Source organism: Pseudovibrio sp. Tun.PSC04-5.I4, from assembly GCF_900104145.1.
Lineage (GTDB): Bacteria > Pseudomonadota > Alphaproteobacteria > Rhizobiales > Stappiaceae > Pseudovibrio.
On sequence record NZ_FNLB01000007.1, the window covers coordinates 50,991 to 71,206 of the forward strand.

At 50.6% G+C, this 20,216-nt stretch carries 10 protein-coding genes; 1 reads left to right on the plus strand and 9 read right to left on the minus strand.

Annotated elements, in window-relative coordinates; translation table 11 throughout:
• The 8 genes from BLS62_RS26955 to repC all read right to left on the minus strand — a co-directional run bounded on the left by BLS62_RS26955 (position 1) and on the right by repC (position 17,468).
• Entirely contained in the window at positions 1-10,047 is a 10,047-nt protein-coding gene (locus BLS62_RS26955; RefSeq protein WP_093189815.1) for a two-partner secretion domain-containing protein, read from the minus strand.
• Between the two features lie 39 nt (positions 10,048-10,086).
• The gene (locus tag BLS62_RS26960) at positions 10,087-11,841 is read right to left on the minus strand and encodes a ShlB/FhaC/HecB family hemolysin secretion/activation protein (protein ID WP_093189817.1); all 1,755 of its coding nucleotides are present in this window, start codon (positions 11,839-11,841) and stop codon (positions 10,087-10,089) included.
• A complete protein-coding gene (locus tag BLS62_RS26965) occupies positions 11,841-12,368 on the minus strand; it encodes an invasion associated locus B family protein (RefSeq protein ID WP_208991266.1) in 528 nt (175 codons plus the stop codon). Before BLS62_RS26965 ends, BLS62_RS26960 begins: the two co-directional genes overlap by 1 nt.
• A gap of 19 nt (positions 12,369-12,387) precedes the next feature.
• Positions 12,388-13,197, minus strand: a complete 810-nt coding sequence (locus BLS62_RS26970; RefSeq protein ID WP_093189820.1) for a tetratricopeptide repeat protein — start codon at positions 13,195-13,197, stop codon at positions 12,388-12,390.
• A gap of 731 nt (positions 13,198-13,928) precedes the next feature.
• On the minus strand, positions 13,929-14,405 hold the full coding sequence (locus BLS62_RS26975) for a hypothetical protein (RefSeq protein WP_093189823.1): 477 nt from the start codon (positions 14,403-14,405) through the stop codon (positions 13,929-13,931).
• 166 nt (positions 14,406-14,571) lie between these two features.
• Positions 14,572-15,042, minus strand: a complete 471-nt coding sequence (locus BLS62_RS26980) for a hypothetical protein (RefSeq protein ID WP_143521613.1) — start codon at positions 15,040-15,042, stop codon at positions 14,572-14,574.
• A gap of 221 nt (positions 15,043-15,263) precedes the next feature.
• A complete protein-coding gene (locus tag BLS62_RS26985; RefSeq protein ID WP_093189829.1) occupies positions 15,264-15,692 on the minus strand; it encodes a putative periplasmic lipoprotein in 429 nt (142 codons plus the stop codon).
• A 336-nt stretch (positions 15,693-16,028) separates the two neighbouring features.
• Complete coding sequence (repC, locus tag BLS62_RS26990) at positions 16,029-17,468, minus strand: plasmid replication protein RepC (protein ID WP_159436586.1); 1,440 nt, start codon at positions 17,466-17,468, stop codon at positions 16,029-16,031.
• A gap of 621 nt (positions 17,469-18,089) precedes the next feature.
• Here repC and BLS62_RS26995 point away from each other — a divergent pair.
• A complete protein-coding gene (locus BLS62_RS26995; RefSeq protein ID WP_159436587.1) occupies positions 18,090-19,016 on the plus strand; it encodes a M48 family metalloprotease in 927 nt (308 codons plus the stop codon).
• An 84-nt stretch (positions 19,017-19,100) separates the two neighbouring features.
• Here BLS62_RS26995 and traI read toward each other — a convergent pair whose 3' ends face one another.
• Entirely contained in the window at positions 19,101-20,213 is a 1,113-nt protein-coding gene (gene traI, locus BLS62_RS27000; RefSeq protein ID WP_093189835.1) for a TraI/MobA(P) family conjugative relaxase, read from the minus strand.
• Between the last annotated feature and the right edge of the window lie 3 nt (positions 20,214-20,216).

Sequence of the window (20,216 nt, forward strand, 5' to 3'; positions counted from 1 at the left end):
TCAGATGCCTTCAATCATGCTAAGCGCGTCATTTATGGAGGTTCCTCTTGGTATCGTAACTTGTGAACCAGAAACGGACCGAACAGTTACCTGTATAACGTTGGGGTTCTGCAGTAGTGTTGGAAGCTCCTGCGTTAAGAAAATGCTACTAGAGCGCGGATTGTTAACGATAGCTGTTACATTGCCAGAGGCATGAGACGCATAATTGGAAGAAATCCGTCCCCAAATAGCCGCAGCTTGGTCGCCGCCGACGTCGGCGACGGTTCCATCAAACAATCTCAAATCGTCCAGATAACGGCCACCTGTAGTTTGCTCCAGTGTGCTCAGACCATTTTCTGTAGCGTGGGCTTCTGCCGCTTCCCTTGCACCGCGGCCTGAATAAAACACCGATTGGTTTCTACCAGTAAAAACATCAAGATCGCCAACCCCATCAAGCAATCTCTGGTTAGTCAGTTCGCTTGGGGAAAAATCTTGTAGTCTATTTACAGCAACCAGATCACCGGTATTGCTCAGCCGCAGCAAATTTCCGTCTGAATTGCGGAAGACAGGCGTACCATCTGCCAGATCGTCTGCAGCACGGTAAAATACTCGATCAAAGTCGTCAATAATGGCAACGACATCATCACCGACTTGCATCACACGGCTGCCGCCTTTTACCGCAATGGTGAAGCCTATGCTGGCAGCTGCGCCGCCCGTTGCAAATTCTGCGAGTGCTTGGGCACTTACCTCTGTTCCCAGCACGCCAGTTGCACAGAGCCAGGATCCAGCACACGCTTCCAGAGCCCCAACAACGGCACTGCGTGCAACAAACCCGCCAGCAAGAAGTCCTGCGATAACAAGCTGGGCCTTCCCGCCAATCTCAACTCCGTTATTGAAATCCTCCACAACTTGCTGGAACTGGCTCTGGCAGGCACTATCCCACGCGCCACCACAATGCTCGTCTTTGAAGAACTCGGCTTCCTCAAAGAGACGTACACGCGCACTTGCTTGAGCGACATCTTCATAGCGGACCTCCGCAAGTGAGAGCCTGTGAAAGTCCAGGGCATGTCTGACGAAGCTTGATGAAACACCGCGCAACTTATCTTCGATTTCAACAAGACTGGCCGCATTTGCAAGATGCTCATTGATACATTCACGAGTAGTGCAACTGGCAAGCCGCTTATTGTTGCCGTCCGAAATCACCATGTAAGATGTCAGGATTGTATCAAGGCGTGCCTCATAATCGGAGCAGGTATTCCCGTCTTCACCGCACTCTTCTTTTAACGCTGCAAGTGCTGCACTCATTTCATCGAGATTATTATGACTGAGATAGTTATTTTTAAATCCGCTTTGAGCTATGACTGCCCCGATGGAAACATTTACTGGGTCCCCACCCGAGAACGCATAACCTGCCAGAGCTCCGATAAACTTCGCACGAGCAAGTGCTCTCTTCTGCTCTTCCTGCGTCAGGGTATCATCTTGCCCCCCAGCATATATGCTTTGTGCGACTGCTGCTGCTGCTCCTGCAGCACAGCTTGCTCCTGTAGCTTCAGCAGCGGCACAGCCTGTCATGCCATGCAGCAACATATGGGGAAGGGACCCTTCCTCAAGACCAAGCTCTCCAATTTCAAACTGAACGTCTGCCATGGCAAGGTTGACGACGGTGCGCAGCATGGACGCGCCGAATTGTGAGGTGAAATCTGTCCCGTAAACAGCAGAAGACAAACCGTTGGAGATGAGGCTGTCCAATGCTCCATCGAGAATGTTCGCTATGCTGAGATTGCCGTTACCAAGATCACCAAGCAGGCTGTTAAACAGCTCAGGATTAGTCTCCGACGTAATTCCCAATATGTCGATATTGATGCCAGAAGTCAGACCAGCAGTTGCACCAGAGAAGGCTGCATCTGCCAGAATGTCGCCAATGTCGAAGTCACCTGATACCGCCCCATCGAGGCTTTCCACTATGACGGAGGTGGTGAAGGCTTCCAGACCCGTGCTGACAGCGCTCAGGAAGGTTCCAGAGGCGGCTGATGCAATACCTGGGAAGACTGCTCCGACAATTGCGGGGGCAACGAACGCACCCACTGCAATGGACACCAGCACTTTGAAGGCCGGTGAGAGGGCAACTTGTTTGTCGTAGAAATATTCGTTTGCCAGCTGTTCTTGCAGGATTTGCAGGCCGGCAATTGCCAGAAGTTCTTCAGGGTACAGCTCTTCAGCTGTTTTGGCGTCAACACCTGCAGTTTCATAGAGCGCAAGGCTTGCATCGCCGCCCACATTGAAGTTGAGGGCCTGACCTGCCAGGAACTGAGTGAGAACGGCGGTTTCGACATAACTGTTCTCTGTGATGGTGGTCATCAGGACCAGACCCATCTCGTGCTCAAAGAACTCTTTCCGGTGGCTGTTGATGGCGGCTTTGACGTCAAAGTCGCCGCCGGTGTTGATGTTCACATTGTTGCCCGCAGAAAGGAAAGCCCCAACCAGTGTGGTGTCTTCTCCTGAGAGCAGGGAAAGATCGAGTGCTGCAAGCGCTTCAGTGCCGCGGCTGATCTTATCTACGCTATTGATAATTTTGGTGGAGCCAAACAGGCCGCCCAAAATGCTCTTTGAGGTCTTGCTGTATTGGCTATGAACATCGGTGTAAGCACCGGCATATATATTGCCTTCTGCGGCTGTGAGGTTCACATCCCCTTCACCAGAAGCTAGTGAGGTGCCAGCGGTGGTCAGGTCGCCAGTTTCTGCAAGCAGGTCCAGATCACCACCCGACGCGATTGAGACGCCTTTGTTGGTGACTTTGGTCTCGCTCTTAATCGAGGTCTTTGAGCTAAGGAAGCCGCTCTTTTTCTTTTTGGAATAAGAGGAGTAAAGGTCCTGAACAGCAGCCAGAACCAGATTGTCTGCTGCGGAAATATCTGCATCACCGCCCACATCAATCTGCGTTCCCATAAGAACTGCGTCGCCGCCCGCTGTAGCCGTGAGGTTGCCACCAGCATTGATATCAGTGACGATGCTCGTGCTTACTTCAACCTTGGAATTCCTGGATTTGGTTTTGCTGCCCACCTCGACAGAGGTAAGGACGAGGTCTTTACCTGCTGTGAGCTTCACATCGCCCGCAACATCCACATCAGCGCCGGCAACAACCAGATCGCCATTGGTGATGATCGAGAGGGTTCCGCCGACATTAAGCGAGGAGGTCTGCTGATCTTTGACGTCTCGGGTTGAGGTGACAACCATTGTCGGTTGCTCGCCTTCCCCCGTAAGCCCAGATAAAACCGGGCGCTTTCGCTCAATTGTGAAGTTCTTTTCCAGACCTGTGATGGTCACGCCGCTGTTGCCTGAGATGGAGACATCAGAGTCTGCAGAAAGGGTAATTCCGCTCCCCACAACTTGCTGACCAGCGAAAATCTTGACCTCGTTCCCTGCGATTTTTGTGTCTTCGAGCAAGACACTTGTCAAAGAACTGATAGAAACATCGCCCTCAGCAATTATTGCGCCGTCAGACCCTGTAATCAGACCCCCAATAAGAGACAGATCGTTCCTGGCGGAGATGGTGCCGTTGTTGCCGATTGACGTACCAGAGACCGCTACATCTTCACCAACAATCAGTGCCCCTCGACCATCCAGCTCAAACGATGCCACGGATGGATACACTGTGTGCATTCCTGAGCCGTCAGGATTTGGAACTGATACTGGTTTGTTGAGGTAATCGAGCGGACCTGCATCAGCAATGTAGTCAGAAGATCCAAAGTTGTTTGCGCTTGGTTCATCCGTATTGTTGATGAGATCATCGCGGTACTGAAGACGCCCCACATCCATCATGTAATTGGAGGTGATGAAGTTCGCATAGTCAGTGAAATCAGGATTGGTTTCGGCAAGAGTTGTCAGGCCCTCAGCAAGCAGCTCGTCAACTGAAGCTGTTGGTGTGATGACCGGTGCGACCGGTACCGATGTTTCAATGGTGGTATGGAACTCATCCGTCTCAACCGGAATAATAATCGGGGTTCCGGTTCCAGTCTTTACTGTCTGCGTTGGAACGCTGGTTACATCTGTTACTGTGACAGGAGGCGTTCCGGTTCCGGTTTCAACTTCGGTTCTGGTGAAGGTCGCCACATCAGTGGTCGTCACATCAGGTGTACCCTCACCAGTTTCAGCAGTTGTCTTTTCTACGGTTTCAACATCAGGAACGTCTACGTCCGGTGTGCCCGGTCCTGTCTCCACTTCAGTGTCCGACCCAGTATCAACCGCACTGACTTTTCGAATATCTGTGCCACCACCTTCTACAGGTGCTATGTAATCTGGAGTGCGTGAATCCCCAAATTTCAACGTTTTTGTCCGCACTTCCGGAACACCGCGCATTTCCGGATCACCTTCTGCTTTACGCTGCGCGATGAAGGCATTCATGGTGTCGATCATGTCCTGCATGGACATTTCGGAGGTGTTTACGGTCAGATTTACAACAGATCCGGAGATGGAGACATTTCCAACGGCCTCAATGCGCCCTCCAAAAGTGTCGTAATAATCAACGTCTCCCTCATGACAGGTGAAGCAGTCTGGCTTCTTGTGAACTTCAAGCAGAACCTGCGTGGCCCCGACAGCCTTGTTTTCCACTTGATTGACTGTGAGAACCAGATCCCCGCCCGCAGAAATATTGCCAAAAATGTTCTTTATGACATCAGCTTCAATATCAACATTACTGCCTGCAACCAGTTCCGCTAATTGCCCGTCATCATTAAACCGATCCTGATAAAGGATTTTGACGATATCGTAGCTTTCTGCGGCCCCCGCTGACATTGCAGTCCATAAGGTGCTGATGTCTGGGGCAAGTTCGTTGGTATAGGTGCGGATAATGACGCCGGTAACCGGATCTGTGCTCTCGACATAGACAAGCGCCTCAGGTCCAAGGATCGCACGCACTTGATTGGAAACAATTGCGCGCCCTGAGGCCAGCGTTTCCCAAAGGTCCAGATAGGCCTCTTCAAACTCAGGAAGCAGGCTGCCATCCGGACCCAGGACAGCAGGATCCAACAGCTCACGCATGGCCAGAACTGGATCTGGAGTGCCTGCCGCATTGGCTTTGGAGTACATATTTGACCAGAGCCGCTGCAGACCATCAGAGAGTTGTGTTCCGCTCGGCTTAACGACAGAGGATTTTAAGATAACCTTTGCCGCATCCGACAGGAACGGCGAGCCACTCAGCAAATCGCTCCAAAGTGCCAGATAGTTTTGGGAATAAGCAGGCAGAATATTGCCTGCGCTGTCCAAATAAGCTGGATCGATCAACTTTAAGAATTCATCTGCTGAGTTGACCGGGCCACTCTTACCTTTCTCCAACCATCTGATGATTTGGCTGGTATTAAGGGTTGGAGCGGTGCCTATGTTATGGACTTCATCAGCGCGGATGGTCAAATCACCCTGAAACGCTTCAATGCGACCATTGGTATTTTGAACCAGTGCGGCACGATTGAGAGCAGCATCGCCAGCCAGTGTAACACTGTCATTGGCCCAGATGACGCCGCCATTGTTGATGATGCTTTGAGCATAAACTGTCAGATCATTGCCAGAGATCATCGCAGCCGCGTTGGTCACCGTTCCCAATGCTTCGAGAGTAAGCTGATCTCCAGCTGATATGGTTCCGCTGTTGGTGATGAAGGATTGCGAATTCAAAAAGATATTTTGAGCGCTTAGAGTCCCAGTATTACTTATCCCACCAAGGCCTGCATTCAGCGTTAAGTCCTGATTTGCCGCGATAACACCATTGGCGGCAATCGCACTGGCAGTCACATCAATTGCATTGCCGTAAACAGCAAAGTCGGTTCCCATGATAAAGGTATCAGCCATGAACAGACTGGCACGTGACCGCCCAGTGATACTGCCGGTACTTTCCAAGCCAGCCGCTGAAACGAGGCTGGTTGTTTCCCCGATCAATACGCCCTGATTAACAATACCTGCGCTGATGGCTTCAACTGTCAGAAAATCTTCGGCAATCATTAGACCATCGATGGAGATGGACGCCGCTTTGACAGATACATCTGCGCCAAAAACCTTCGACGGTGCTGTCGTGGTTAAAGCTTGTTGAGCGGTTACTGAAAGTGTTGCCGTCCCGGCCAGGGTTCCTGAGTTTGTAAAACTCGTCGCAGCTTCAAGCGCTGTATCCATCCCGCCGATAAGCCCGCTATTGGTAAAGGCACCTGCGGTTGCGGTGAGGGTTGCGGTCTCATCGCCGCGAATATCTCCGCCGGTCTCAAGGGACGCAGCTTTAGCGGTGATGATATTGCCGTAAAGCGCTGAGCCTGCTGTGGTCTGCAAAAGAGCAGAAGCGGTCAGGATTGCTGATCCATCCGCATCAACCACACCTGAGTGAACAATATCTGCCACAGATGTGAGTTCTATGTCCTTACCGGACAGATGACCGCCAATGAGGAGATCGCCTGCTGTGGTGTCTGCCTTTAAGAGGGTACCGGCTGTCGCAATACCGTTAAGTGTTACGCTCTGGCCGCTTAGGGTCAGATCATCGCCATGAAGTTCAGAGCCTGTATTCATGACGAGGCTGGCCCCTGCGTTCAAGGTCGCAGTGCTATATCCCGTCACCGTGCCATCTGTGATCAGATCAGCTGCTGAAGTCAGTGTTGTTTTGTCTGCGGTAACTGCACTGCGTGTGATCAGATCACCAGAGTGCGTGACCAGCTCAAGAGTGGCCTCAGTCACCGCATCATCATCGACCTTGGCGATTATGTCGCCATCAGCTTCAATTCGGGCAGCTTTGATGGTGATCGCATCTCCAGAGACTTCAGAACCTGTGCCTGAAGTAAAATCACCCGTGACATCCAGGCTCACACTCTTTGCTGCGGTAATCTTGCCGCTGTGATCAAGATCAGAGGCCGCAGTCAGAACAATGTCTTTCCCGCCGATCAGGCCTGTATTGATAAAGATGCCTGCGGTTGCGGTGAGGGTTGCTGTCTCATCGGCGATCATGTCTCCGCCGGTCTCAAGGGACGCAGCTTTAGCGGTGATGATATTGCCGTAAAGCGCTGAGCCTGCTGTGGTCTGCAAAAGAGTAGAAGCGGTCAGGATTGCTGATCCATCCGCATCAATCACACCTGAGTGAACAATATCTGCCACAGATGTGAGTTCTATGTCTTTACCGGACAGATGACCGCCAATGAGGAGATCGCCTGCTGTGGTGTCTGCCTTTAAGAGGGTACCGGCTGTCGCAATACCGTTAAGTGTTACGCTCTGGCCGCTTAGGGTCAGATCATCGCCATGAAGTTCAGAGCCTGTATTCATGACGAGGCTGGCCCCTGCGTTCAAGGTCGCAGTGCTATATCCCGTCACCGTGCCATCTGTGATCAGATCAGCTGCTGAAGTCAGTGTTGTTTTGTCTGCGGTAACTGCACTGCGTGTGATCAGATCACCAGAGCGCGTGACCAGCTCAAGAGTGGCCTCAGTCACCGCATCATCATCGACCTCGGCGATTATGTCGCCATCAGCTTCAATTCGGGCAGCTTTGATGGTGATCGCATCTCCAGAGACTTCAGAACCTGTGCCTGAAGTAAAATCACCCGTGACATCCAGGCTCACACTCTTTGCTGCGGTAATCTTGCCGCTGTGATCAAGATCAGAGGCCGCAGTCAGAACAATGTCTTTCCCGCCGATCAGGCCTGTATTGATAAAGATGCCTGCGGTTGCGGTGAGGGTTGCTGTCTCATCGGCGATCATGTCTCCGCCGGTCTCAAGAGACGCAGCTTTAGCGGTGATGATATTGCCGTAAAGCGCTGAGCCTGCTGTGGTCTGCAAAAGAGTAGAAGCGGTCAGGATTGCTGATCCATCCGCATCAATCACACCTGAGTGAACAATATCTGCCACAGACGTGAGCTCTATGTCTTTACCGGACAGATGACCGCCAATGAGGAGATCGCCTGCTGTGGTGTCTGCCTTTAAGAGGGTACCGGCTGTCGCAATACCGTTAAGTGTTACGCTCTGGCCGCTTAGGGTCAGATCATCGCCATGAAGTTCAGAGCCTGTATTCATGACAAGGCTGCCCCCTGCGTTCAAGGTCGCAGTGCTATATCCCGTCACCGTGCCATCTGTGATCAGATCAGCTGCTGAAGTCAGTGTTGTTTTGTCTGCGGTAACAGCGCCGCGGGTGATCAGATCACCAGAGCGCGTGGTGATCGTTATTACAGTCTCAGCCTCCCCCCCTTCATCGGTCTGGGTGATTAGATTGCCATCTGCTTCAACCTTACCGGCGTCAATAGTGATGACATCAGCGGAGATTTCCGAGTCAGCAGACGTGAAAACCAAATTATTTGCAGAGATCATTGCTGATTTTGTGGCTGAGACAGTGCCTTCATTTCGAAGGTCGGTTGCTGATGACAAGTGAACAACCGATCCAGTCAATATCGCTTTGTTATCAAGCGAGCCACTGATGGCCGTGATGCTAAGACGTTCATCCGCTTTTATGACACCTTCTAAATCAGCGGCGCCAACGGTCAGCTCGGCGTTCTTTGCAAACAATTCCGAACTCGAACCGCTTGTGAATGCTCCTGCCAGAGTGAGGCGGGCGGTGACATCAGCATCAATCTTGCCAATGTTCGCAAAATCTGCAGCAGAGTTGACAGTGAAATTTTGCCCTTTGAGCGCACCATTATTGGTAATGCCGCCTGTCCCTGCTGTCAGGACAAGATCGTCATTCGCAGTTACATGTCCATCAGTTTGAAGGGCTTCTCCGTCCAACTTAATTGTGTCAGCTGAGAGAGCTGACGTAGATTGAGTAGTGAGTTTGGCTCCCGCATTTAGAGCAGCAGAATTTTGAATTGTAACGTTTCCGCCCAAAGAGATATCCGCAGCGGAAGAAACCGTAAGGGTTGAAGCACTTGCTCTGGCTTCATCGCTTAGTGTCACCGAGTTACTTGTAGAGGCAACGTGCAAACTACTTTGGCTGTTTAACACGCCAGAAATTGTGACAAGGCCGGCGCCCTCTAACGTAAGTGCGCCACCAGAAATCTCACCGGCTACGCTTAGATTCCCGTCTGATGTATACACATCCACATTGTCGTTGGTCTCAGAGATAATGGCTCCTTCCAGGAGGAGCGGGCCGTGATTGCGGATAGATACCTTTTTGCGAGCCTTGATGAGCGGCGTATGTGCACCAATTGTCTTACCGAGGTTCAATTGCCCATTCGCGCTGAGCGAGATGTTGGTGGCAGAAGCCATTTCCCCGTTTAGACGTACGCCCACCCCATTTTCCGTAGCAACCAGTTGAATGGCATTGGCGTACATGCCACCAAGCGCTGAAACATCAACTGCAAGCTCAGGTGTGTCTTCTGAGCCTGATTGCGGAGTGATCCCTGTAATGTCGCCTGTTTCCCGATCATAGCTCCAGTCGTAATCAACCTTGTTGGCTCCACTCACCACATTCAGGCTATCTGCGTGCATGGCCCCATAGATTGCAGCAGTTCTTGCAATCACATCAACACGCGATCTATCTGTTGCAAGCAGTCGGCTATTTTGATTGAGCCCTCCAGACCCGATGGTGACAGTCCCCCGCCGCACATCAAATCCTGACAGAGCACCGTTGCTGTTAAACTCAGGCGTACCGGTGGTCAGAGTGGCGCGCCCGGTATTGATAAAGCCACACCCATTACATGTGATGCCAAACTCATTGGCAAGAATGACGTCCATGCGCTCGCCGGCAACTTCCAAAATGCCATTCAATTGGGTTTGATTGCCGCCAATGACTTCGCCGATCCAGCTTTTTGCCTCAATGCCTGGCTTGAGATTTGGATTGCCTTCGATCCAACCTCCCAGTCGGGTATCAGTAATAGTCGCTGAGTTGTTTAAGATCAGGTCATCGACATCGAAACTGGTATAGCGATCATGAGAGACACCGGTGCTGTTTGGAGTGGAGATGTTGATCGTCTGTGTGCCATTGGGTGCTTCGCTCACGTGGGGGCGCGAACCACTGCCTGGATTGACTGCGCGGACATCACCCGCATATACAATCACCGGCTGAAGTGTGAGAACAAGGCTGAGAAGCAGCGCAATTGCCCGTTCAATCTTCTTCAACATTATAAAACCCCTTCGTGCCGCGAATGCGCAGCAAAATCGCTAAAATATAAAATTCAAACTGGCAAAACCGACCGTCTTGTCAGCTTCAAACGCTGAAACTGTATTGGGTAGGTTCCGCTCTGGACGTGACAAGGCGTGGGCGAGTTGCAGATCGAGCGTGACCTTCTTCCCGAACGTTGCCTTGGCTCCAAAATGAGCGCCTATGAGATAATCTTGAGACCAGGATCGCAGCTCAGATGGTTTAATCAGGCCTGCATCAACACCGCCGGTGAGCTTGAGACGAAAGTCCGCATGGTCAATGGCAGTCCACTCAATGCTGTTGCGCCAATAAGCCCCAACATCGCCGTACATGTTGTCTTGATGAAATCCACGCACTGTTGACCAGCCGCCAATAGACATCTGCTCCGTTCCTGGCAGAACGTCCTTTGAATACTGGGCAAAAAGGGTCGTTGAATACGTGAGCGGTGTATTGGAGATTGGCTTTTGAACATCAAGTCGGCCATGAATAAGCCGGAACTGCGGGCCTACAATGCTTTCTGCGCTGATCTGAGCCCCAAACGCGTTCAGGCCAAATTTGGCACCCACATCCCATTGAACTTGCGCAGCTCCAAATTTTGTTTCTCCGCGCAGCCCAAAAGAGCCAGTGCTTAAGCGCCGGCGTTGGCTCATAATTTCAAAGTCATCAATGTAGGAACGACTACGACTAACTTTGATGCCGCCATAGGCATAATGCTTGGATAGCTTGTTTCTCCAAAGCAACCGCTCAATAGACAGGCTCAGATAATGTGATTGTCCTTCTACGGGGAAGTTTTGGTTCGTCCCATCAAGCAGGAAGAAATAACGGCTCGCTCCACCTTCGAAAGTGAACAACCAGTTTTGATAGGGAAGCGAAAAACGTCCTGAGAAACTCTCCGAAAAACGTTCCTCACGCGCGTCAAACGGTGTGGCACCGATACGCAGGCTGAGCTGGTCACTGAGGTTCAATAAATTATCAATACCAACGCTGGCGGAAGCTTTTGTTGCTCCGGTATTATCAAAGCCGGTATTGTCAATTTTCAAAGAACCGTGAAGTGGCAGCGTTTCTGTAAGGGTAATCTGGATAAATGAGCCGCCGGGCTGTTCACCTGGAATGAGCTTAAAACTTGCCTTGCTGGACCGTGGGCCATTGAGGACCTCAAGCCCCTGTTCCAAATCGCGCAAGTTTAGAAGGTCACCGCGCTTACCGTGAAAGGCAGCCTTTATACGCGCATCCGCCTGCTTTCCATTGGCATAGATGTAGCCCTCAATCAGGCCAGGAATGATGATGATACTTAATGTACCATCTGAAACATCTTGCTTGGGAAGATATGCACGGGTCGTAATGTAACCCAGATCTTTATAATGCGCGTTCACCGCATTAAGGGAGCGCACGATATCGGCAAGGGTAGCACAAGAACCGATTAGGTTACTATGAGCATCAGCTACTTTGCCGAACCGCTCAAACCCACTGACATCAACCCGCTTGATATCAAAGCATGGCCCTCCTTCGGACACACTAAGCAGATCAGCAGGCATTTCAATCCGGCCTGCATTCGTTCGCCGCGCACGAGCCTGCTGCCGATCATTTTGGAGTTGCTGAGATTGAGCAGCACCTTCGCGTTGAAGCGAGCGTTGCAAACGGTTCTGGTCTGCAGGGGGGAGAGATTGAGCCATGGAAAGCTGAGGCAGACACACGACACCAGCACATACGATGAGATGCGCAGAGAACCTTTTCGTGAGGTAACGAGAGCCCATAAACGCAGCAAAAAAAGACATTAGGGAACAACCTGCGTTTGATAGTGAGAATACGCTTTTGTGAACCCAGAAAGAGAAACCGGAAAATCAACAACGCGGCCTTTGTGTAACCACACCCGTACGCTGGCTTGTTTGCCGCGCCGAAGCGCCTTTAAAACCTGGGAAGTTAACTTAAAACCAGCATGGCACCCAGATGAGTTGCACACCTCGTAAAGCACCTTGAAAGGACGCTGAGCATCAACGGTGAGCAGGATTCCGGGCGCAAGATACACACCGTTAGGAACACTCATCACTGCATAGCTGGTGCCTCGCGGTTTCCCGGGAGCGATCACAAGCTGAAATTGATCAGTCTCTATGGTGCTAGCGCCACGGTTTGGCACCAACAGGCATTGAGATGAGCCATCTTGAAGGTGGGTTCCGCAATCCACTTGCCAATCAGCGAATGTATCTGCAACAGGTTGGGAACCGGCAATCACCAGGCCAGGCACAATAAACGCCAGGCCGACAATGAGCAGCATTGCCAGAGGAACTACAACTAAGCGAGACATTGAAAATCCGAAGTATAATTTACTGAACAAACTGCACAGGTTTGGCTTTCCAGCCCCGAGAGAACGCTTGAGCTTCTTTAATCTGCTCAACACTCAACTGCGCGCGCAATGCATCGCGTAGCTCAGCTGCCCCTTCCATTGAGCGTGTCGCTGCTAGGTTGGCGAAGCTATAAGCTTTAACCGGATCTTTCTTGACCCCTGCACCGTGGGTATATGCTTTTGCCAGCTCAAATAACGCCAGTGGATTGCCGGCAGCGGCAGTGTTCGCAAAGAGCTTCGCTGCATGCTCTGCATCTGCGTTAACTCCAGCACCATTTTTGTAAGCTTGAGCGAGAAGGTTGATTGATGCAACGTGGGCCTGAGCAGCTGCCTTTTGCCAATAAGCAACGGCCTTTGCCTCGTCTGCGGCAACACCCTTGCCATCCTTATAGAGCATGCCACAATTAAACTGGCCGTCAGCATCGCCGGTTTCCGCAGCTTTACATATCAACTCAAACGCACGCTCATAGTCCTCCAGGACAAACTGGCCATTAAGGTGCATAAGGCCAAGTCTGTTTTGCGCTTTGGCGCTTCCCTTTATGGCCGCAGCGCCAAAAAGCTGAGCCGCACGAACCATATCTTTGTCTGTTCCAAGACCGAGCTCAAATAGGCGGCCGATGTAAAATGCTCCATCCGCATCACCTTCGTCATAAGCTTGCTGAAACACCTCAACAGAACCTTTAACATTACCAGCTTCAAGCATTTTAATGCCGGAGGTAACATCCGCGAAAGCAGAATTCGTTTGCATCATAACAACTGCAGCAAGAGTAACGTTTCGTAGCAATTTCATAGAACCAGCTTAACCAAACTAATTTCACCATAACTACGGCCAGAGCACTTCAAAGAAGACATCGATATGAAGTAATCTTAACACAGTAATGGGATATATTAATATTAAACAATTGATTAATATGAAATATATATTCATAAACCTAGAGTCAAATGAATATATTTAAGCATTATTTATGCTAATTAATACTTTTTATTAGAATTTTCATAAATTTAAATACCTATTTTACATGGCAATAAGACGTTTAAACTTCAACGAAAATTTCAAATATTAATAACTGGATCTTCCCACAACGGATAGAAACGTGGATTTCTGCTGCTATGCGAGTTGCACATCACATAGATGAATTCACGCATGCAGTCTCCGCTCACAAAAAAGCGGAGACCAAATTGATTTTTTGCCGAAATCTGAAACAAAGATGAGCGTTCCGTGGCGAATTCATCGACAGAAATGGCCAAAGGATGGATGGCAGGACAACAATATTCACCTGCAAGGTGAGCTCATACCAACTTGGGCAAGAACAAGATCTGTCAGAAATCGTACGGTATGACAGACAGAGAACGTTGGCATGTCCGAAAAAGATATCCCTAATGAGGACCATGTTCAAAAGGATATTCACTTATTTTGTGAGCCCCTTGGGAGAACGAAAGGGGCAGATTCGAACCTCATACGTTCTTTGAGATGGCCTGTGGTGCAGCTATGCGACCATTGGAGCTATGCGACCATTGGAGCTATGAGCCGGTAGGACCTACCACGTAGCGCTCGGCCTCTTTTTTGCTACGTGGCAAGTGGTCACCATTGTCCTTGTGCTCAAACACGCCAGCACCGTTATCTTCCACTTCAATCAAGATCCAGTCATCGGCAAAGTTGGCTTTAGAACTGTCAGTAGAAAGGCGCCCTGACTTTAACGCAGCTTTCCATTGCCGTTTGGCCTGCTTGTCAATCTCTTCTTCCGGCAACTCTCCCTTACGAAAGTCCTCCCACACATCACAGTCCAGGTCGGAAAACTTTGGGGCAATGACTGCTTTTTGGGAAGAAACGTTGAGGTGTTCGCGCAGCACCTTCTTCAACTCCTTTGAGAGAAACTGCAGCTGGTTTACGGTTATAAAATACCGCTCTGCGACCTCTTGGTCAGTCGTATCAGCTCGCATCAGGTCCACGAAGGCCTGATACTTTTGCTCGCCGCTTAGCGGGGTGTGTTTTTTCATCCGTGTGGTCTTCTCGCTCAAATACAAAAAGCCTGCGCTCTAAAGGCAAACCAATCTCCGGCTTTGCTGCACATTGTCCAGCCCCGGCTTGTATTAGGTCCTACAATGACATTGCAGCATCACCAGCCATGTCTGTGTGACGCTGCAATGTTCTCTATCAATCAACTCAGTTCATTTTCAATCGCATTTTGACACCTTTCAGCAAGGCATCTTCTGAAGCAATATTCCAAACGTAGGCATTTGAGAACAATCCAGGCGTCTCATCTGCATTATGTTCCAGAACTTCATGGTCAGTCGAAATTGAAATAACACCGTCTGGATCGTAATCTGATCCCAACAGCGCGGCTAAGTCCTTGGCCTTAAATTTGGAGGACGTAATCAAGATCTCACCGTCACTCAGATGTTGTATGCGTAGAAAGTTGTCTTTAGATTTCGGTCTTTGCGTGGCAGGAAGGCCATAGATATAGCCAATATCCGAAATTTCCCGAGTGTCACTCAATTTCACATAAATACGGTTGTTGTCAGTGATCTGGACAGATGTATAGCCTGGTTGCTTTTCAAAATCAGCGGCCAGATCCGACAGAAGCTCTTGGAGTTGAGGATCATCCGGTGCGATGGGGCGTCCACCGCTACTCATGACACTGACCAGCTCCTTTAGCGTTCCTTCGAATTCTACTGAAAGCTGATCTCCATAAATTGAGAGCTCCGCTTCATATTGTTCTGGAACAACACACGCGGACAAGGCACCGAAGAGACTGAGAATTGCTAGGTATTTCAGTGATTTTTTTGTAAAATGACATAGGTTTTATACTCTTTGATTAAGGGCGTTGTATCCACCCGTAGTCAGACTTCGATTGGTTACTTGATGCTTTCCAGAAGTCCCTGCAGCCGCGCACCATCAGGGCTGTCCAGCAACGTCACTTTTTCCTGATTGGCTTTGCCCGGATTGATGATCATGTCGTAGGAACTTGTGATCTTTGTCCCGCCATCAACGTTGCTGAACCGCAGGACGGCTCGGGCACGAGGAACACCATCACTGTAGGACGCGTGCTGTTTTCGCTCATCGTTGTTTGGGGTGAGGATCTGCTCCACGACAACCGTAGTGCCGGCACTGCGAGTAACTTTGAAGCCTCTGCTTTTGAACTCTTCAATCACAGCCTTTTTCGCTGCTGGAAGAGGCTTTTGCATCACCACACGGGGCGGCTGTTTTGATGAGACCACAACAGATGTTGTCTGACACGCGGCCAGCATCATGGTAGCGGCAATAATAACAAATAGCTTTTTCATTAATGGTTCCATTTCAGAGGTTTATCGGATTTCGATTTGGGTTAATTTGCGAGATTTCTCTCATTGCGCGTTCCATTTTCCCGCCATCAAAACGGGGGAGAGCGCTGTCAAGGATCGGGCCTCTGGTGGGGTTTCTCCCACCGAAGTGCTCTTGCACGCAGGCCGACCTGCAGGAGCGATTAGCGGTTGCAGGTCGTGTCCTTCCTGTGTGAATTTCGGGCCGGAACTGCCGGCGCGAAATTCACACAGGAAGGATGGGGAGGCGGGAGGTCCGAGGAGCGATAGCTCCCTTGTCCTTGACAGCGATCGGGGGCAGCGCCCCACTTTTTTTTACTGCTATTCATCAAGGTTTCCCTTGCTGAGCAGTCCGAAAACAGATTTGTGTAGATGCAGATCTCCAGCCTGAGCTTTGGCCACACAGCCGCGAACAAACCCACCATATGAGTTGATCGTTGTCTTCGGATCGGTGCTTCTGCGCTCGGCAATCACAACAATTGTTGCGGCCGCACTTGCTCCCAACCTGTCGCGGGCGTCCTGCCAGGCAGGAGCGGAGATCCCCAGATAACCCGCCGCCAGTTTTGCCGCCTCGACGACAGCAGACCAGTCGGCTCCACCCGTTTTTGAGGCATTGCGGATCATATCGCGCAGCATGGGGCTGGCGCAGGCCATAACCTGTTTGAGGGTAATATGCTCGATGCCCGAACCGAAGAAAGACGTTGGTAGTGAGGGCTGTTCAAGTTGGGGCAGGGGAGGTTGATCGGACCTGTCCGCAAATGCATTCAGGTGTTGACGAGTATGAGCCTTGCTTTCACGCTTATATTTCTCAAGAGCCATTACCGCTTTAGCGGACGGGGGTTTCTTCAAGTCATTGCCGGTTGGCAATGTCCGCCTATTACTTCTTTCGTTAGAAAGTGTTGGTTTTGTATTATTTGTATTTATGTGTCGGAAATATAGTTCCGACCTGCCGGAAGTATTCTTCCGGCCAATGTTGTTTTGCGTGTCTTTGTGATGCTCTGTTTCAAGCGGCTCAAACTGAGCTACTCCGCCTACTAGTGGTCCAGTTTCGCCTTCGTCTTGAGAGTTCTCTTCAAACTGTTCTATGAGGCTCTTCATCTGCTGGCTCCACTGAACCAGTTGCGTGATTGTCACCCGAGCTTCAACGCGCCTTGGAAGCGAGGCCAGCAGGCCCATAGCCTGATCAGCACTTGCATGGCCGGGGGTCAAAGTGAGCTGTTCGCGCAAAACACGCTTGCAAAGCAGCACCGCTGCCTTTTCCTGCTTCCAGACCCGCGCCCGTTGCTCCTGCTCTTCAACCAAGCCTAGAAGACGGTCATAGAGGGCGGCCAGCGGCGCCAGATTCACGCCATAGGCTTCCTTCAGCTCACCGGTCTTAGATCGGTGGCCGTAGCGACGTTGGTTGCCGCTGTCATGCCAGCACACCAAGCCAACCCGGTTCAAGGCGCGTTCTATATTTAAAACCTGTCGCTCTGAGATGCCGCGCTTGTTGGCGGTCGCACTGACGGTCAGGTAGACAATCGGATTACTGCCATAGCTCCAATCCTGATCGCGGGTGTAGCCCACCAGAAACTCAAGGTGTGCAACATGCGTGGCAGTTAGGCCCACCTCGCTTTGCAAGCGCTTTACAAGAGACAGAGGCTCCCAGCGGCTCACGCCCTCCCGCAATCCGTTAAAGGTTTTTGCTGCCGCTTCAGCACATTCATTTTGCTGGCGCGATGTGTTGCCAATCCCGAACAGTCTTGCTGGTTGTTCAGGCATAAAAGTATCAATCTGCATTCCAAAAATTCCGTCTAAACCGGAAGCTTTGAGCCAAATTCAGAGTGATCAATCCCGTTCGCAAAAAATAATGCGGTCTTCACTCTTGCAATTTTGGGGAGGACAACATAGAAATTCAGGTGCTAATCTTGAATTCTATGTTGTTCTCCCCTGGTGGCCTCTGGCTTCCAGGGTTTTCTTTTTTAAGGGGCAGTGCCCCGATTGCTCTCATCCTTGATAGAAACATCTGGCCGCTCTAGCGATCTTCAGATCACGTTAGAGGGCTGTTTCAGCTGATTTAAATTTCATTCAAATAGTACAAATCTCCCTGCCATTCCAAAAGTAGAAACCTAATCACTTTGTATGTTACGCACATGTTAGCGCCGTAATTCGGTCATTTAGTCATGGATCTTTTGTAAAATCCCATGAGGCTCCTAAGTGGCTCTTTTCGTGTCATGACGAATACTTCAAGCTCTTCATCTCTCACATTATTGATAATCGTAACCCTTACTTACTTGCATTAACTAGACTTGAGTTAGTTGTGAACAAAGTAAGAACACGGGCGAAGTTGATTGAGTACAACCTCAGGTTTTTGTAGAATAGAGCCAATGGAGAATGGTTCAAATGCGCAATATTTTCAGACACATAGCTATTGATTTGAGTTGGTTTATCTCGTGGGCCGTTATTTTCGCGCCTGCCTTCTTCATATTGTTTTATGCGATGATCCCCGTTACTTCCGTCATCAATAATTATGCCTTGCTCCCGTTCGCAGTCCCCCACGTGAACGAGCTGTTCGTTCTTTGCGTTCAGATCACGCTCATTCTGATCCTGTTTTTGATACCGGGGGTTTCTGAATTTTTCAGCGATATCAGGCTGGGCGCACGATGCGCCTCGCAGCGCGAACTGGACCAGATTGAAGCTGCCTTCGCGTACCTTCAACACAGCGCCGATGCTAAGAACATCAAGCTGCCGCGCATTGTCTGGCGTGTGGTTGACGACAAGGGCTACAATGCCACAGCCTATGGCCGCAACCGGATTGCCATCCATAGGGGCGCGCTTTACGACACCAAATTCCGCAAGCGCGGACTTGAAGAGCTGGCGGGCCTGATTGCTCACGAGATCGCACATTTGCGGTATTGGGATACAAAACACGCGATAATCTCTTCTGCAATCTTCACGCCGTTCAATGTGCTGTTGTTTTTTGCAAATCTGTTTATCCGCGTTCCTATCCTCAATCTGGCCGTGATGTTCTTCTTCTATCCATGCAGCTTGATTATTGGTCTGGGGAACCGCATCCCGGACCTGACGTCTCGCATGGCTGAATACCGCGCCGATGAGTTTTCTCAAAAGCTGCTTGGCAAAGACTGCATGTGTCAGGTCTTTGGCAGCATTGGTGATGAACGAGAGGGAACCAACATCATGGCCCATTACATGGCCTCCCATCCGCCCACAGAACTGCGCCATAACAATTTGCAATTGCGTTCCGATTATCGCCCTCAATTCAATGGTCCTCCCTCAATCGATCTCATTGCCCGCTTCCGTAAACACTAAGACGCGGTGTCCTGAACGTCCGCTCTGCGCCCTGTTTGTCTTGCTGCTAGCACCACCAGCAAAACGGGCAGGGCGCTTTTCTGCCTATCTGTCCCGGCCTGTGGTCTTGCTCTTTTGTGTTGTTTTGTCTCGTTGCCCCTGACGTTTCAAACGCTCCTTCAGCTGCTTTGGTTGTCGTCTTGACCCAAGTCCCATCAGGGACAGCATGGCCTCCTCTCCCTTGAGCATTTCAACGGCTGCATGGTTGAGTTGCACATGGGCGTTCAGGAAAGAGCGCCAGCTGTGTTTGCCCTTCTTCTTGCCCAGTTGCTTCTTGTAACTGCCCCACAACTCTGTGTTTTTGTGACGCTCTTTCAGCGGTCTGCGCTCATAACGATCTTTGCGCTTGGATGGATCAAGCTCTTTGGTTGGGGCCTGATAGGGACCAAACTTGTCTTCCATGGATTTCTTTGAAAAGTCGCGATGAACCGTGCTGGCTTTTTCCATGCGCGGCCCGTCCAGTTCCTTAAACACAAAGCCGTTGCCCCGCTTTTTGAGCTCAAGCGAATAGGCTGCAATGCCCTCATGGAATTCGGGCCACGTCTTGGAAGTCTGCCTGATCTTCAACAGCTCGTCCTTGTAATCCTTCACATAGGTGGAGAAGGACACCTCATACGTGTTGGCCTCATAGTCCCGCGCTTTGGGGTTTGCTTTGTCCAGCGCTTCGCCCTTGGCATTGGTCCGGGTCAGTCCGTATTTCAGCTCCATCTCAAGCCGGGTTTTCTCCAGCGCATCAAAATCATAATAAGGCGTATGAACTTTGTAGGTTTCCGGGTGGATCCGGTTGATCGCCACGTGCATGTGGTAATTGTCCGTGTTGGTATGGGTGCCGATAATGCGTTCATGCTCTTCAAACCCAAGCGCCTTGGCAAAGGACTTTTCAATGTCCCTCAATACCTCCAGCTCGGGCACTTCCCCTTCAGCAAACGAGATCACCAGATGATAGGAGCGGTCGCCCTTCACGCGGGTGTTGTGCCCTTGCGTGTTTTCAATCTCGACAATGGCAAGGTCCAGATCTTCCTTGGTGCTTGCCAGCTCACAATTTTCAATCCAAAGATCCCCTAGCTTTTCATTGTCTTCGCGCGCGCCTGCCACATAACGCGCCAGAGCCTTGAATGAATTTGCGCCGGACTTGCGGCCTACCTTGTGTGCAATCATGGG

Coding starts and splice junctions, on each gene's coding strand:
- BLS62_RS26985 (WP_093189829.1), bottom strand. CDS start 15,692: ATGAAAAAGCTATTTGTTATTATTGCCGCTACCATGATGCTGGCCGCG.
- BLS62_RS26980 (WP_143521613.1), bottom strand. CDS start 15,042: ATGAGTAGCGGTGGACGCCCCATCGCACCGGATGATCCTCAACTCCAA.
- BLS62_RS26960 (WP_093189817.1), bottom strand. CDS start 11,841: ATGTCTTTTTTTGCTGCGTTTATGGGCTCTCGTTACCTCACGAAAAGG.
- repC (WP_159436586.1), bottom strand. CDS start 17,468: ATGCCTGAACAACCAGCAAGACTGTTCGGGATTGGCAACACATCGCGC.
- BLS62_RS26955 (WP_093189815.1), bottom strand. CDS start 10,047: ATGTTGAAGAAGATTGAACGGGCAATTGCGCTGCTTCTCAGCCTTGTT.
- BLS62_RS26970 (WP_093189820.1), bottom strand. CDS start 13,197: ATGAAATTGCTACGAAACGTTACTCTTGCTGCAGTTGTTATGATGCAA.
- BLS62_RS26975 (WP_093189823.1), bottom strand. CDS start 14,405: ATGAAAAAACACACCCCGCTAAGCGGCGAGCAAAAGTATCAGGCCTTC.
- BLS62_RS26995 (WP_159436587.1), top strand. CDS start 18,090: ATGCGCAATATTTTCAGACACATAGCTATTGATTTGAGTTGGTTTATC.
- traI (WP_093189835.1), bottom strand. CDS start 20,213: ATGATTGCACACAAGGTAGGCCGCAAGTCCGGCGCAAATTCATTCAAG.
- BLS62_RS26965 (WP_208991266.1), bottom strand. CDS start 12,368: ATGTCTCGCTTAGTTGTAGTTCCTCTGGCAATGCTGCTCATTGTCGGC.